This is a genomic window from Pseudomonas sp. ASL4, from assembly GCF_056680395.1.
In genome coordinates, this window is record NZ_CM155280.1 from 789213 (window position 1) to 804464 (window position 15252).

Annotated in this window: 11 protein-coding genes; 8 read left to right on the forward strand and 3 right to left on the reverse strand. The window is 60.8% G+C overall.

What is annotated here, in order from left to right:
* Positions 1-54: 54 nt before the first annotated feature.
* Complete coding sequence (locus AC1MEW_RS03415) at positions 55-1248, forward strand: DUF3142 domain-containing protein (protein ID WP_480425410.1); 1194 nt, start codon at positions 55-57, stop codon at positions 1246-1248.
* A complete protein-coding gene (locus tag AC1MEW_RS03420) occupies positions 1235-3370 on the forward strand; it encodes a hypothetical protein (RefSeq protein ID WP_480425411.1) in 2136 nt (711 codons plus the stop codon). Before AC1MEW_RS03415 ends, AC1MEW_RS03420 begins: the two co-directional genes overlap by 14 nt.
* Positions 3371-3373: 3 nt before the next feature.
* Here AC1MEW_RS03420 and AC1MEW_RS03425 read toward each other — a convergent pair whose 3' ends face one another.
* The gene (locus AC1MEW_RS03425; protein WP_480425412.1) at positions 3374-4003 is read right to left on the reverse strand and encodes a LysE family translocator; all 630 of its coding nucleotides are present in this window, start codon (positions 4001-4003) and stop codon (positions 3374-3376) included.
* Positions 4004-4148: 145 nt separating this feature from the next.
* Between AC1MEW_RS03425 and AC1MEW_RS03430 the strand changes: the two genes are divergently transcribed.
* Positions 4149-4625 (forward strand): Lrp/AsnC family transcriptional regulator, encoded by a 477-nt coding sequence (locus AC1MEW_RS03430; protein ID WP_201199186.1) that lies wholly within the window; start codon positions 4149-4151, stop codon positions 4623-4625.
* Between the two features lie 58 nt (positions 4626-4683).
* Here AC1MEW_RS03430 and lpdA read toward each other — a convergent pair whose 3' ends face one another.
* Entirely contained in the window at positions 4684-6084 is a 1401-nt protein-coding gene (lpdA, locus tag AC1MEW_RS03435; RefSeq protein WP_480425413.1) for a dihydrolipoyl dehydrogenase, read from the reverse strand.
* Between the two features lie 225 nt (positions 6085-6309).
* Between lpdA and hflK (AC1MEW_RS03440) the strand changes: the two genes are divergently transcribed.
* The 5 genes from hflK (AC1MEW_RS03440) to cfaB all read left to right on the forward strand — a co-directional run bounded on the left by hflK (AC1MEW_RS03440) (position 6310) and on the right by cfaB (position 13687).
* A complete protein-coding gene (hflK, locus tag AC1MEW_RS03440) occupies positions 6310-8277 on the forward strand; it encodes a protease modulator HflK (RefSeq protein WP_201255032.1) in 1968 nt (655 codons plus the stop codon).
* A complete protein-coding gene (gene hflC / locus AC1MEW_RS03445; protein ID WP_201199180.1) occupies positions 8274-9314 on the forward strand; it encodes a protease modulator HflC in 1041 nt (346 codons plus the stop codon). The genes hflK (AC1MEW_RS03440) and hflC overlap by 4 nt, the downstream gene beginning before the upstream one ends.
* Positions 9311-10369 (forward strand): protease modulator HflK, encoded by a 1059-nt coding sequence (hflK, locus tag AC1MEW_RS03450; protein ID WP_201199178.1) that lies wholly within the window; start codon positions 9311-9313, stop codon positions 10367-10369. Before hflC ends, hflK (AC1MEW_RS03450) begins: the two co-directional genes overlap by 4 nt.
* Complete coding sequence (locus AC1MEW_RS03455) at positions 10366-12276, forward strand: heavy metal translocating P-type ATPase (protein ID WP_480425414.1); 1911 nt, start codon at positions 10366-10368, stop codon at positions 12274-12276. Before hflK (AC1MEW_RS03450) ends, AC1MEW_RS03455 begins: the two co-directional genes overlap by 4 nt.
* 226 nt (positions 12277-12502) lie before the next feature.
* Positions 12503-13687, forward strand: coding sequence for a C17 cyclopropane fatty acid synthase CfaB (gene cfaB, locus AC1MEW_RS03460; RefSeq protein ID WP_201199174.1), 1185 nt, complete (start codon positions 12503-12505; stop codon positions 13685-13687).
* On the opposite strand, the gene cls is transcribed toward cfaB, so the two are convergent.
* A complete protein-coding gene (gene cls, locus AC1MEW_RS03465; RefSeq protein WP_322270038.1) occupies positions 13684-15123 on the reverse strand; it encodes a cardiolipin synthase in 1440 nt (479 codons plus the stop codon). The genes cfaB and cls overlap by 4 nt on opposite strands.
* Positions 15124-15252: the final 129 nt, after the last annotated feature.

The following is a 15252-nucleotide window of genomic DNA, read 5'->3' on the forward strand; positions in this document are numbered from 1 at the left end:
CGCCACAGGTTTTGTGTACCCTGTAGACCTGTTTTTGTAGGGATCAGGGATGTGATGTCGTTCGTTATTCGTCTATCGGTATTGCTTGCCGCGTTGGTGCTCAACGGCTGCGAGCATCACGACGCACCACCACTCGATCAACAACTCTACGTCTGGCAACGGCAATGGACCCCGGCCCATGAGGCTGCGTTGCGCGATAGCCGTGCCGATTTCTCGACCTTGCGGGTGCTGGCGTTGCAGGCATTCCCGCAGGAAGGCTGGCGCCGGGCGCGGATTGATCCGGGGTTGCTCAAGCACGATGGCCGACCGCTGATTGCGGTGATTCGTCTGGATGGTCAGCTCAAGGCGCTGGATCAGGACGAGGTCATTACCCAGATCCAGCAAGTGCTCGGCGATTGGCAAACCCAAGGCCTGACCTTGGCCGGCGTGGAAATCGACCACGATGCCGGCAACGCTCGGCTGCCAGCCTATCGGGGGTTCCTCACGCAACTGCGCGCCACGCTGCCGGCATCTTTGCCGCTGAGCATCACCGCGCTGCCGGCCTGGCTCGACAGTGCTGAATTGCCCGAGCTGTTGGCGACGGTCGACAGCAGCGTGTTGCAGGTGCATGCGGTCAGTGACCCGCGTCGAGGGTTGTTCGACGTGGATCAAGCCAAACAGTGGGCCAAGGCCTGGAGCCGCATCACGGCTAAGCCGTTCTATCTGGCACTCCCGGCGTATGGCGTGGCGCTGTTGCCCGACGCCAGTGGTGCACCGGTCGTCGAAAGCGAAGTCCCCATCGAGCGGGGTGGCAAACGCCGGGAATTGCTGGCCGATCCGCTGCAATTGAGCACATTGGCGACTGAGTTGCGTCAGGATCCGCCGGCCCATCTGGCCGGCCTGATCTGGTTCCGTCTGCCACTGGCCGGTGATCGCCGCGCCTGGAGCCTGACGACACTGGGCGCCGTGGCCCGCGGTGATGCGTTGAACAGTCGCCTGAGCCTGAAACTATCCGCAGAAAACGGCCTCTATGACATCGCCATCAGCAACCAGGGCAATCTCGACAGCGACTGGCCCGAACGCCTGACGCTGGCGGTGCAAGGCTGTGATGGCGCTGATGCGCTGGCCGGTTATGCGTTGCAACAGAGCCCGGATCTGCTTACCTTCACCCGCTTGCGCGACGGTCGAATTGCGGCCGGCGGACAGCGCGCCATCGGTTGGGCACGCTGCGCAAAAATTGATCAAGGAGGTTCGAATGTTCACCCGTAACTGGCCCCGCCATCTGCTCTGCCTGAGCCTCGGTTTGCCGCTGGGTTCGGCGCTGGCCTGTGGGCCGGACTTCCCGATGCGTTTGCTGGATAACCGCGACCAGTCGCTCTCTGCGCTGCCGGAAGGCAGCTTCCGCTTCGAGGTCAGTCGCCTTGGGCAGGCCATCGCCGGGCTGAAGAATGCCACCGCTGCCACCAACAGCCCGGGCGACGGTTACGGCGATGCGCCTTCCTACACCGATCAACGGGACAAGGCTGAGCAGGCCGGGTTGACCGTTGAGCAGCAAGCGCTGGTCAAGCAACTGCGCACGCTGACCGATGCTCATGAGGTAGAAACGCAAGGTGCGAGCCTGCCGGTTGATCTGCGGCTGTACCTGGCGGGTGCCGTGGCGTTTAGCGCGGGAGACCATCCGCTCGCTGCTGAATACTTCCAGAAAGTCCTGGCGTTACCGGCCGATCAACGACCGTTGCGCAGCACTTGGGCAGCGTATTCGTTGGGCCGGGCGCTGTATGAAATGAGCGCCGAGGCGGGCGCCGGGCCGGGCCTGTTGGCCCAGGCTCAGACGGCCTTCGAACAGGCTCGTCAGTTAAGTGCCGATGGCTTCAGCGATCCGCTGGAACTGGGCGTCGCCAGCCTCGGCGAAGAAGCGCGAGTGGTTCGCACTGCGGGCGACTGGAATCGCGCTATCGAGCTTTACGCCACGCAAAACCTGCTTGGTTCTACGGTGGGTTATTCCTCGCTCAAACAATTGATGAGCGAGCTGATGGCGCTGTCTGACGATCAGTTGGCCGTGTTGCTTCAGGGTAAATCGGTGCAGCAATTGGTCACTGCATCGTTGATCAGTCGCGTTGGTTGGTCATTCGGTGATCAACCGCCGAGCGAGAAAAAGCTGATCCAGTTGCTGCAAAACAGCACCCGCGGCAGCCTGGATAACGCGGATCGATTGGCGGCGATGAATTATCAACAGGGTGATTACGCCAGCGCCAAGGCCTTTCTTGAACACGCCGGCGACGGCGGTCTGGCCTGGTGGGTACGAGCCAAACTGGCGCTGCGCGAAGGCGATAAAGCCGCCGCTGCGGATGCTTATGCGAAAGCGGCCCAGGCGTTCCCGCAGAACGAGTCCTGGGGCGAACGGCGGACCCCGGACTGGGATTTCGAAACGGTTAAGCCCAATTGCCGGGTCGAGGGTGAAAGCGCGATCCTCGCCCTGCAACGCGGCGATTACCTGCAAGCGTTCGATCAGCTCTATCGCAGTCAAGGTGTGTATTGGCTCGACGCGGCCACGGTCGCCGAGCGGGTGCTGACCGTCGATGAACTCAAGCATTATGTCGACACCCAAGTGCCGGCAGTGCCGCCGCTGACTCAACAGGAGCGCGACAATTATGTGCAACTGCCGGTAGCTGCGAAGCTGCGGGATTTGCTCGGACGGCGGTTGTTGCGTGAAGAGCGGTACGACGAGGCGCCAGGGTATTTCGACAACGTCGATCTGCAGAGCAAGGCCAAGGCCTACGCACAGTTACGTCACGCGGCCGACGCTGCTTGGTGGCCAACTACTCGCGCCGCCGCTTTGTTCAACGCCGGCGCCTTGGCTCGTCAGTGGGGGATGGAGATACTGGGCTATGAGATGTCTCCTGATTACGCCTCGTTGTTCGACGGCAACTTCAGCCTGGAGACCACGGAACTGAAAGTCGGACCGCTGGTGGCCGAGGGTGAAGTCCAGCGCCAACAGGCCAGCGCTGCTCAGCCAAATGTGCGCTTCCACTATCGATTCGTCGCCACGGCACTGGCCAGTCGCGCCGCCGACAATTTACCTCACACCAGTCAGGCCTTTGCGGCTGTGTTGTGTGCGGCTTCGGGGTGGAATTCCAGCCTTGAGGAGCAAAGCGCGTTCTATCAACGCTACGTCAAGGAAGGCCCTTACGTGACCTGGGCCGGAGACTTTGGCCATCAGTGCCCTTATCCGGACTTTCAAAACGCCAGCAAACGCTACGTGACCCAGGCCACTGATTCCGTGCGCTCAACCCTGCGGCCTTACAAGAAACCGGTGCAGATTGGTGGTTTGGTGGTGGTCGTGGCGGCGGCGTTGCTGTTGATCAATCGCCGTCGCCGCAAAGCGCAGTAAGGTTCAAGCCTGTTGAACGAAGGTCAGCCTTAGCGCGAAGCCGATCAACAGGCTTCCGAACAACCATTGCTGCACGCGTTGGGCCGAGGGACTGCGTTGCAGCCAACGGCCCAGCGCCGCGCCAGTCAGCGCGTAGGCGCTGTCGAACAGTAAACCGGCGACCACCAGTAACACACCAAGGGTGGCGAACTGCGCGAGCACCGGCCCTGCCTGAGGATTGATGAACTGCGGCAGCAATACCGAGCAGAACAACAGTGCCTTGGGGTTGAGCAGGTTGGTCAGCAAACCGCGTTGGATCGAGTCGCGCCAGCGCGGTTTTTCGCCGCCAGCGTTTGCCCCATTCAAGCTCGGCAGCAGGGTGGTGCGCAGGCATTGAATGCCGATCCACAGCAAGTACGCAGCGCCGACCAGGCGCACCACATCGAAGGTCCAGGGCGCAGCCTTGAACAGCGCCGCCAGCCCCAGCGCCGCCAAGGCCACATGACAACCGCGGGCAATGCCCAGGCCTATCGCCGTGGCCAGCGCCGCGCCTTTGCCCTGACGAGCACCGGTTTGCAGCAGCAGAATCATGTCCGGGCCGGGCAGCAGATACACAACCGCCAACGCCATGAAAAACAGCCAGAGTCCTGCCACGTTGCACCCCATTCGTTGTCGATTTGGTAGGGTCAGTCTAGGGCTGGAGGGCAGGGCAGGTGCTTGCGTAGTTCGCTTCTATAACCTTCTGAATTGGCATAACCTGCCACGTCATGACGTACACACCATCAGGATCTGCCAAACCATGAAACTGGATGCCTACGACCGCAAGATTCTCGCCGCCCTGCAACGGGACGGTCGACTGAGCAATGTGCAACTGGCCGATGAGATTGGTCTGTCGGCGTCTCCGTGTTTGCGCCGGGTGCGGATGCTCGAAGAGGCGGGGGTGATTCGCGGTTATCAGGCCAACCTTGATCGTGACGAAGTGGGGCTGGGGCTGACGGTGTTTGTCGGGGTCAAGGTTGAACGCCACAACGATGAACAGGCCGAGGCCTTTCGCGAGGCGGTGACGGCGTTGCCCGAGGTGATTTCGGCGTTTCTGGTGTCCGGGGAATCGGATTTTCTGCTGCAAGTGGTGGTGCCGGATCTGCGTGCCTACGACCGGTTTCTCACCGGGCGCCTGCTGAAGTTGCCGGGGGTAAGTGATATTCGCAGCAACTTTGCGATTCATACGGTGAAGACGCCGGGGGCGTTGCCGCTTGAGCATTTGCCCAGTTTATAAAGATCAAAAGATCGCAGCCTTCGGCAGCGCCTACAGGTGCGATCTTTTGATCTTTGATTTACATCTGCGTCGCCATCCCCTCCACATTCATCGCCGCCTGGCGCAACGCTTCTGAACGGGTCGGGTGCGGGTGGCAGGTCAGGGCGATGTCCTCGGCCGAGGCGCTGAACTCCATGGCCACGCAATATTCACCGATCATTTCACTGACGCTCGGGCCCACCAGATGCACGCCAAGGATTTCGTCGGTGCGCTCATCGGCCAGCACTTTGGCGAAGCCTTCGGTCTCGTGGTTGATTTTCGCCCGGCTGTTGGCGGTGAACGGGAACTTGCCGACCTTGTACGCACGACCCTCGGCCTTGAGCTGTTCTTCGGTCTTGCCGACGCTGGCCAGCTCTGGTCGGGTGTAGATCACATTGGGGATCAGGTCGTAATTGACCTCGCCGGCCTTGCCGACGATCTGCTCGATGCAGGCCATGGCTTCGTCTTCGGCCTTGTGGGCGAGCATCGGCCCGGACGTGACGTCGCCGATTACCCAGACGCCAGCGGCTTCGGTGCGGTGACCCTTGTTGGCGAGCATGCCGCGTTTGTCGGTAGCGAGGCCAACGGTTTCCAGGCCCAGGCCTTGGGTGTAAGGCCGGCGCCCGATGGCCACCAGCACGTAATCGGCTTCAAGCAATTCTGCGGTGCCACCAGCGGCGGGCTCAACGCTGAGCTGCACGCCGTTGGCCGAGGTGGTGGCGCTGGTGACTTTCGAACTCAACTTGAAGCTGATGCCTTGCTTGGTCAATGAACGTTGCAGGGTTTTACCGGCCTCGCCATCGACGCCGGGGCAGATCCGGTCGAGAAACTCGACCACGGTCACTTGAGCGCCCAGCCGCCGCCAGACCGATCCCAATTCCAGACCGATTACTCCGGCGCCGATCACCACCAAGTGTTTCGGCACTTCGGTCAGGGACAACGCACCGGTTGAATCGAGGATGCGCTTGTTATCGATGTCCACGCCGGGCAGGGGAGTGGGCTCGGAGCCGGTGGCGATGATGATGTCTTTGGCCGTCAGCTCGGTCTTGGCGCCCTGGCTGTCAGTCACGGTGACCTTGCCGGGCCCGTCGATATGGCCCCAGCCCTTGATCCAGTCGACTTTGTTTTTGCGAAACAGAAACTCGATGCCTTTGGTCAGCCCGGTAACGCTTTCGTCCTTCTGTTTCATCATCTGGGCGAGATTAAGCGTCGGTTTGACCTCGATCCCCAGGTTGGCGAACTCCGCACCCATGGCTGCGTCGTAGAGTTCGGAAGCATGCAGCAGGGCCTTGGACGGCATGCAACCGACGTTCAGGCAGGTGCCGCCGAGGGTGGCGCGGCCTTCGACGCAAGCGGCTTTGAGGCCGAGTTGGCCGGCGCGGATCGCTGCGTTGTAACCGCCCGGGCCACCGCCCAGAATCACGACGTCATAGGTGCTCATGCTTGTACTCCTGGAGTAAAAGGGGCCGGATGGGTAAACGTAGCCGTTGATAAAAATTACGGACGTAATATGTGCGTTCCAACGTATTTAGGTCAAGGCTTCAGGTAAATGACAGGTCGAGCACTTTTAGATAGAACGATTTAGTACGGAAATTTCACCACTTTCGTTATATGGTAACGAATTGTGTCGGGTTTTGACGTTAGCAACGATAAACACTGGGGTGGTATGCAAGTCGATCTTGATGTCGATGGAACGCAAGTAGCCGGGCTGCCGCGCTTTCAGCAGGCGCTCTTTCACGGGCGACGATTGCGTCAATATGCAATCGGCCTGAGTGTCTTGGCTGGCGTGGGGCTGTTACTGGCGTTTTTCACCGGGCTGTTTGCGCCGCAGTCACTGTGGGCGGCGCTGCTGGTCAATCAGAGCGCCGGTTTGCTGGTACTCATTGCCGGTCTGCAATCGGCCTGGTGGGTGACCGAATGGCGTGCGCAGGCGATGAATCCGAGCGTGTCAGTGCCAGTGGTGGTCGACGCCGACGAAACCGTTGCGCCGGCGGGTTGGTACGAACGCTTGCTGGATCGGCTCGGGCAGCGCTGGCAGCACATGCTGGTGCAGATCGGTGCGCCGACTTTGTGGCTGGCCGGTTGGGCGCTGCTGGCGTTGTTCAGCATCGAACAGTTCTGGAACCTGGCGCTGACGCCTGCTGCTCTGGGAGTGTCGGCCAGTGTCGGCGCTGCGCTGTCACTGTTGCTGGCTTTTGGTCTGTTGGTGCTGGAACGTCAACTGGCCCAGGAAAACCTCGCCGAATGGCCGGAAGCAGGGTCGTTGGCGCAGCTGACACGTGTGGCGATTATCTGTTTGGTGCTGAGCGCGTTGTGTCTGCTGTTCGGCAATGACACCTCGGTTTGGCCGGTCCGTCTGGCGGTGCTGATCGGCTTGCTGCCGGGGCTGGTGGCCGTTGAATTGTTGCTGCGTGCGGTGCTGTCGCTGTTCAGTCCGCAGCGTGAACAACTTGAACCATCGTTGCTGGCGCGAAGCTTTGTCGCTGACATGCTGCGTTGGCCGCCACAACCGTTGCTGGCGTTGCAGCACGAATTGCACAACCGCTTCGGCATCGACCTGCGGCAAATCTGGGCCTTCACTTACATGCGCCGGGCGTTTTTTCCGGTGTTGGCGGTGGTGGCGATTGTCGGTTGGTCACTCACCGGTATTCACGAAATTGCGCTGCAAGGGCGCGGTATCTACGAACGTTTCGGCAAACCGGTGGAAGTCTTCGGCCCAGGTTTGCACGCCGGTTTGCCCTGGCCGCTGGGCCGAGTGTTGAGCGTCGAGAACGGCGTGGTCCACGAGTTGGCCACCAGCGTCGGTGAAGCATCGGCACCGGTGGTGGCTGAGCCCGCGGAAGGCCCGGCCCCGGCGATTGCCAATCGCTTGTGGGACGCCAGCCATGTGAATGACAAATCCCAAGTCATTGCCAGCAGCCGTGCCGACAAGCAGAGCTTCCAGATCGTCAACATGGACGTGCGTTTCGTCTATCGCATTGGCCTGACCGATAAAGACGCGTTGGCCGCGACTTACAACAGCGCTGATGTGCCGACGCTGATTCGCAGCACCGCCAGCCGAATTCTGGTGCACGACTTTGCTTCGCGTACCCTCGACGGTTTGCTCGGTGAAGACCGGGTAGGGCTGGGCGAAGAGATCGGCCGTGCCGTGCAGGCAGACCTGAAAAAACTCGACAGCGGCGTGGAAATTCTCGCCACGGTGGTTGAAGCGATTCATCCGCCGGCCGGTGCTGCCAATGCTTATCACGCGGTGCAAGCGGCGCAGATTGGCGCTCAAGCGTTGATCTCTCGTGAACGCGGTGCGGCAGCGGAGGCGACCAACCAGGCGCAGTTGCAGGCCAGCATTGCTCGCGATCAAGCCACTGCAAGCGCCCGTGAAATCAATGCGGCGGCGCAGGCTTCCGACCTTCGGTTCAGTGCCGAACGCAAAGCCTTCGCCAGCGCCGGCCAGGCTTTTGTGCTGGAGCAATACTTCAGCCAACTGACCCAGGGCCTGGCCAACGCCAAGTTGTTGGTTCTCGATCATCGCCTGGGCGGCAGCAGCAACGCGCCGACCATCGACCTCCGTACATTCACGCTGCCGGCTGACCCTGCGCCGGCGCGTAATACCGCTCAGCCAGGAGCCTCCCATTGAGCCAGTCGCATACTCACGATCACGATGACCACACTGGCCACGATCACGGCCATGGCGGGCATCATCACGGACATCACCATCATCACCACGGTGATCCGCAGGAGGCCGGTCCATTCCCGTGGCGGCGCATGGGTTGGGCGGCGTTGCTGGTGGCGTTTGCCATCGCAGCAGCGAGCCTGGTGCAAGTGCGTTCGGGGGAGGCCACGGTGATTACCCGTTTCGGCAACCCCTCGCGGGTGTTGCTTGAGCCGGGGCTGAGCTGGCGTTGGCCGGCACCGTTCGAGGCGGCAATCCCCGTGGACTTGCGCTTGCGCACAACGTCCAGCGGTTTGCAGGATGTCGGCACCCGGGATGGTTTGCGCATCATTGTTCAGGCTTATGTGGCGTGGCAGGTACAGGGCGATCCGGACAATGTGCAGCGCTTCATGCGCGCGGTGCAGAACCAGCCCGATGAAGCGGCGCGGCAGATTCGCACCTTTGTTGGCTCGGCACTGGAAACCACGGCCAGCAGTTTTGATCTGGCGAACCTGGTCAACACTGACGCCAACCAGGTGCACATTGCCGAGTTCGAAGCGCAGTTGCGTCAGCAGATTGATCAACAGTTGCTGACCACTTACGGCGTGCGAGTGCTGCAAGTCGGCATTGAACGACTGACGCTGCCGTCTGTGACACTGACCGCTACGGTCGATCGTATGCGCGCCGAGCGTGAAACAATCGCCACCGAACGTACTGCGATAGGCAAACGCGAAGCCGCGCAAATCCGTTCCGCCGCCGAACGTGATGCGCGAATTGTGCAGGCCGATGCCACGGTGAAGGCTGCTGACATCGAAGCGCAATCGCGCGTTGAAGCTGCGCAGATTTACGGCCGCGCCTACGCTGGATCGCCGCAGCTCTACAATCTGCTGCGCTCACTCGACACCTTGGGCACTATCGTTTCGCCGGGCACCAAACTGATTTTGCGCACCGACGCAGCACCATTCCGGGTGTTGGTTGACGGTCCGCCGAGCCTCGATAACAAGTCCGGGTCGCAGCCATGAATTTGGTTCCACGTGGAACAAATGAGTTAAGCAGCCCTTGGATTCAGGCCGGGCGTCTGGCTTTTCTGGCGCTGTACGCGGTGACAGTGCTGGCCGCTTTGGCCTGGGCGTTCTCCAATGTGCGGCAGATCGACCCGCAGAATCGTGCCGTGGTTTTACACTTTGGAGCCCTGAGTCGCGTCCAGAATGCCGGTCTGTTGTTGGCGTGGCCGCGTCCGTTTGAGCAGGTGATTTTGTTGCCGGCGGCGGATCGGGTCATCGAGCGTCGAGTGGAAAATCTGTTGCGCAGCGATGTGGCGCTGCAGGCTGATCGCGTCGCCACGTTTGCCACTCCGCTCAGTGATGCACTGGCGGGCTCCGGTTATCTGCTGACCGGTGATGCCGGCGTGGTGCAACTGGATGTGCGGGTGTTTTACAAAGTCACCGAGCCGTACGCCTTCGTCCTTCAGGGCGAACATGTGCTGCCGGCACTCGATCGCTTGGTTACTCGCAGCGCCGTGGCGCTCACCGCCGCGCGCGATCTGGACACCATTCTGGTTGCACGTCCCGAACTGATCGGCGCCGATAACAAGGCTGCCGAACGTCGTGAACGCTTGCGCGGTGATCTGGTGCAAGGCATCAACCAACGCCTCGCCGAACTGACGGCGACGGGGCAGGGAATCGGTATTGAAGTTGCTCGCGTCGACGTGCAATCGAGTCTGCCCGGCCCGGCAGTAAACGCCTTCAACGCCGTGCTGACCGCCAGTCAGCAAGCCGACAAAGCAGTAGCCAACGCACGTACCGAAGCCGAGAAACTCACTCAGACCGCCAACGAACAAGCCGACCGTGCCCTGCAAGTGGCGCATGCCCAAGCGAGCGAGCGACTGGCCAAAGCCTCGGCGGATACCGCGACGGTACTGAGCCTGGCCAAGGCGCAACAGCAGGGCACTGACCCGCAAATGTTGCTGCGCATTTACCGTGAGCGGATGCCGAAGATTCTCGGTCAGGCTGGCTCGGTGACCACGGTCGATCCGAAAGACGATTCCCGCCTGATCATTCAGGGAGCTGCACAATGACTGCCCACGCCGCCGCCGCACCGAGCATGTTGTCCTCGGCTGAGCAACGCAGCGCTGCGCGCCAACTGACCTTGGCGATGCTCGCCCTCGGCTTGCTCGGGTTGGGTCTGATCTGGCGCTGGTTCTCTCCGGAGCAGACCGGTGTCAGTCAATTGCTGCTGGGATTCGCCTCGGTACTGGTCGCTGTGCCGGTGATGCGTTCGGCCTGGTACAGCTTGCGCTACCCGAGCCTGCACGGGATCACCGATCAACTGATCGCCCTGGCCATGCTCGGTGCCTGGGCCACCGGTGATTTGCTCACGGCAGCGTTGCTGCCGATCATCATGATCTTCGGCCATGTGCTGGAAGAGCGCAGTGTGATCGGTTCCCAGGAAGCGATTCACGCCCTCGGCAAATTGACCCGCAGCCATGCGCGCAAGCTTCAGGCGGACGGCGCCATTGTCGAAGTCGACAACGGCACGCTCAAGGCTGGTGACATTGTGGAGGTGCGCGCCGGGGATCGAGTACCGGCGGATGGTCGGGTGTTGTCCGGTCAGGCGAGTCTCGACACCGCATCAATCACCGGCGAGTCGGTGCCGTTGGAAGCGGTGGTCGGCATGGCGGTATTCGGCGGTGCGATCAACCTCGATGGCTTGCTGCGCATTGAAGTGACCCGCACTGGCAACGAGTCGACCCTCGGTAAAGTGATCGCGCTGATGCAAAGCGCCGAGCGTTCCAAACCACCAATCACCCGTTTGCTGGAACGTTACGCTGGCAGCTATATGGTGTTGGTGTTGCTGCTGGCGGCAGTGACCTGGTTTGTCACCAACGATGCCCAGGCAATGTTGGCGGTGTTGGTGGCGGCTTGCCCGTGTGCGCTGGTGCTGTCGGCACCGGCCACGGCGATTGCCGGCGTAGCAGTAGCGGCGCGTCACGGGATTCTGATTCGCAGCTCGGCGTTCCTCGAAGAGCTGGCGGACCTGACGTCACTGGTCGTGGACAAGACCGGGACGCTGACCTTTGGCACCTTGCGTCTGCAATCCATCGATAGCCCGTTGGAGGATCGCAGCCACGTGCTGAAACTCGCCGCCAGTCTTGGTTCGGCGAGCAGTCACCCGGTCAGCCGTGCGTTGGCCAGCCTGGTCACTCAGGAGCATTTCCTGCTGCTCTCGGACATTCACGAACGCCAAGGGCTGGGCGTGGTGGCAATGACGGAGCAGGGCGAGGCAGCACTCGGTCGTCCGGAGTTGTTTGCGCAGTTGGGCATCGACACTTCGGCCGTTCCGGAACACGACGGGCCGATTGCTGGGCTGGCGCTTGACGGTGAATTCCTCGCCTGGCTGTTGCTGGCGGACACGGTCAAACCTGAAGCACGCTTTGCCTTGAACGAGTTGCGCGAGCTTGGCTTGGGTCGGCAGTTGTTGCTCACGGGCGATCGACAAAGTGTCGCGCATACACTGGCTCGGGATGTCGGTATCAGCGATGTCGAAGCTCAGGCGTTGCCCGAGGACAAACTCAATCGTGTACTGACGGAAATCGGCAGTGGCTTCCGGCCGATGGTGGTCGGTGACGGCATCAACGATTCCCTGGCACTGAAGGCCGGTGTTGTCGGTGTGGCCATGGGCGCCGGCGGCGCGGATATCGCGCTGGCTTCGGCAGACATTGTGCTGATCGGCAGCGACCTGCGTCGGCTCGGTACCTGTGTACGGTTGAGTCGCCAGTGCCGGCAAACGCTGCAAGTGAACGTGATCATCGGCCTGGGTTGGACCTTGGCGATTGTCGCCTTCGCAGCTTTCGGTTGGCTGGGTGCGGCGGGAGCGATGATTGCGGCGTTGCTGCACAACCTGAGCACCTTGCTGGTGTTGGGCAACGCCGGGCGTTTGCTGCGGTTTCAGGAGCCTTTGCTCAAGCTCAAAGACGAAGTTTGAGTCCGCCGCGAGTGAAGGCTCTAAACCGGGAGCTTACGGCGCCAGCAACTTTTTAGAACTGTGCGCCCACATCGTAGTCATCTAGGTGTGGGCCATTTGTTTTTTAGGTCGCGACGGCTGTCTCGAGCGCCGCGAGTTATAGAAAAAGGCTATTAATTCGATAGCCAGCTAATTTTCTAAGATGGTCTACCCTCAGATCAGACGTCTGAAATAAGGGGGATTATCCATGCTCGCGCAACTTCCACCGGCCTTACAGAATCTGCAGCTACCGCTTCGCCTGCGACTCTGGGACGGCCATGAATTCAATCTGGGGCCGACGCCCAGCGTCACTATTGTGGTCAAGGACCCGCAACTGGTTTCCCAGTTCACCCATCCTAGCCTCGACTTGTTGGGGGCGGCATTTGTCGAAGGCAAACTTGAGCTGGAAGGCTCAATCAGCGATGTAATCCGCGTCTGTGATGAGTGGAGCCAGGCCATGTTGGGTGACGCCGACAGTCAGCCGGTGCGCCTCGTCCACGACAAGGAAACCGACGCCAAAGCGATTTCCTATCACTACGACCTTTCCAACGCGTTTTACCAGCTGTGGCTCGACAGCGACATGGCGTATTCCTGCGCCTATTTCGAGACCGGCAGCGAGACGCTGGAACAAGCCCAGCAAGCCAAATTCCGGCATCTGTGCCGCAAGCTGCGCCTGCAACCGGGCGATTACTTGCTGGATGTGGGTTGCGGCTGGGGCGGGTTGGCGCGGTATGCGGCCCGGGAATTCGGCGCGAAGGTGTTCGGTATTACCCTTAGCAAAGAGCAACTGGCCCTGGCCCGTGAACGGGTTAAAGAAGAAGGGCTGGAAGATCTGGTTGAACTGCAACTGCTCGACTACCGCGATTTGCCGCAGGACGGGCGTTTCGACAAGGTGGTCAGCGTTGGCATGTTCGAGCACGTCGGCCATGCGAACCTGACCGAGTACTGCAAGGTCCTGTTCGGCGCGGTGAAGGAGGGAGGTCTGGTGATGAACCACGGGATCACCGCCAAGCACACTGACGGCCGACCTGTCGGACGCGGTGCCGGTGATTTCATCGAGAAGTACGTGTTCCCCAACGGCGAGCTGCCACACCTTTCAATGATCTCTGCCGAGATCAGCGAAGTGGGGTTGGAAATCGTCGATGTCGAGAGTCTGCGCCTGCATTACGCGCGTACCCTCGATCACTGGAGCGAACGCCTGGAAGACAACCTGGAAGCTGCCGCCAAACAGGTGCCGGAACAGACGCTACGGATCTGGCGGCTGTATCTGGCCGGTTGCGCTTACGCGTTCGCCAAAGGCTGGATCAACCTGCACCAGATCCTCGCGGTGAAAGCACACCCGGACGGCAGTCATGAACTGCCTTGGACCCGGGACGACATCTACACGCCTTAAAGGATCGGTGAAATCAGCCGGGCGACCCGCATGCCGACTTGTTGCAGGCGGTGGGTCTCCCGGCTTTCTTCTTTGGCGATCTCGTGGGCCTGGTCGAAATCATCGTTGAGCATTTGTTCCACCTCGGCGGCGAACACGCTGTCTACGGTCAACAACATCACTTCGAAATTCAGCCGGAACGAGCGGTTGTCCAGGTTGGCGCTGCCGATGGCGCTGATTTCGCTGTCGATCAACACCACTTTCTGATGCAGGAATCCGGGCTGATAACGGAACACCCGCACGCCTGCGCGAACGGCTTCGAACGCGTAGAGACTGGACGCGGCATAGACGATCCGGTGATCCGGGCGCGACGGCAGCAGCAATCGCACGTCCACACCGCGCAGTACCGCCAGGCGTAAAGCGGCGAATACCGCTTCGTCCGGAATGAAGTAAGGACTGGTGATCCACACCCGCTCAGTCGCCGCGTGAATGGCTTCGACGAAGAACAGCGAACAGGTTTCGTAGGAATCCGCCGGGCCGCTGGCGAGCAATTGGCACAGCACGCCGTCGTCCGGGTACACGTCCGGCAGGATCAGCGGCGGCAGTGAACGCGCGGCCCAGAACCAGTCTTCAGCAAAAGATTCCTGCATGCTGGCCACCACCGGCCCGCGCACTTGCACGTGAGTATCGCGCCATGGCGCCAGGGGCGGTTTCTCGCCCATGTATTCGTCACCAACGTTGTGGCCGCCGACGAAACCCAGCACGCCGTCGACCACGACGATCTTGCGATGGTTACGGAAGTTGACCTGGAACCGGTTGAGCCAGCCGCTGCGGGTGGCGAACGCCTTGACCTCGACGCCAGCATCGCGCAACGGCTGCACGTAGCTATGGGGCAACGAGTGGCTGCCAATACGGTCGTACAGCAGATAAATCGCCACGCCTTCGGCGGCTTTTTTCAGCAATAGGGTTTGCAGGCGTTGGCCGAGCCGGTCGTCGTGGATGATGAAAAACTGGATCAGCACCGCTTCTTTTGCGTGGTTGATGGCATCGAAGATCGCCTCGAAGGTGGCTGTTCCGTTGATCAGCAGGCGCACTTCGTTGTTCGCCAGGCACGGCATGCGCCCCAGTTTTGGCATCGCCCTCAAGGACGCGTAGGCATTCGACGCGCGAGCGGTCAGGGCTTCTTCGACCCAGGGTCGCCAATTCAGCTCGGAAATGGCCTTGCGCATTTCTTCGTTGGCCTGGCGCCGGGCCTTGATGTAACCGTCGAAGGTGCTACGACCGAAGACCAGGTACGGAATAAGCGTGAGGTAGGGAATAAACAGCAACGACAGGGCCCAGGCGATCGAGCCTTGGGCGGTTCGAACGGTCAACACGGCGTGGATGGCGGCGATCAGGCCCAGCGAGTGCAGTAGCGCAATCATGTAACCGAAAATATGCGGTCCAAAATAATCCATGGGGCAACCTTGCTCCTGAAGATTCAATGCGTAAAAGACCATGTTCCGTGCAGAATGTCGCTATTTAATTGGCCCATGAACCGAAGCACATGGCTGACGTCTAACGGCCACTATTGATCAGGAGTTACT

What these genes read in the sequence shown, in the direction of transcription:
- AC1MEW_RS03415 (WP_480425410.1), top strand. Translation starts at nt 55, where the DNA reads ATGTCGTTCGTTATTCGTCTATCGGTATTGCTTGCCGCGTTGGTGCTC.
- AC1MEW_RS03420 (WP_480425411.1), top strand. Translation starts at nt 1,235, where the DNA reads ATGTTCACCCGTAACTGGCCCCGCCATCTGCTCTGCCTGAGCCTCGGT.
- AC1MEW_RS03430 (WP_201199186.1), top strand. Translation starts at nt 4,149, where the DNA reads ATGAAACTGGATGCCTACGACCGCAAGATTCTCGCCGCCCTGCAACGG.
- lpdA (WP_480425413.1), bottom strand. Translation starts at nt 6,084, where the DNA reads ATGAGCACCTATGACGTCGTGATTCTGGGCGGTGGCCCGGGCGGTTAC.
- hflK (WP_201255032.1), top strand. Translation starts at nt 6,310, where the DNA reads ATGCAAGTCGATCTTGATGTCGATGGAACGCAAGTAGCCGGGCTGCCG.
- hflK (WP_201199178.1), top strand. Translation starts at nt 9,311, where the DNA reads ATGAATTTGGTTCCACGTGGAACAAATGAGTTAAGCAGCCCTTGGATT.
- AC1MEW_RS03455 (WP_480425414.1), top strand. Translation starts at nt 10,366, where the DNA reads ATGACTGCCCACGCCGCCGCCGCACCGAGCATGTTGTCCTCGGCTGAG.
- cfaB (WP_201199174.1), top strand. Translation starts at nt 12,503, where the DNA reads ATGCTCGCGCAACTTCCACCGGCCTTACAGAATCTGCAGCTACCGCTT.
- cls (WP_322270038.1), bottom strand. Translation starts at nt 15,123, where the DNA reads ATGGATTATTTTGGACCGCATATTTTCGGTTACATGATTGCGCTACTG.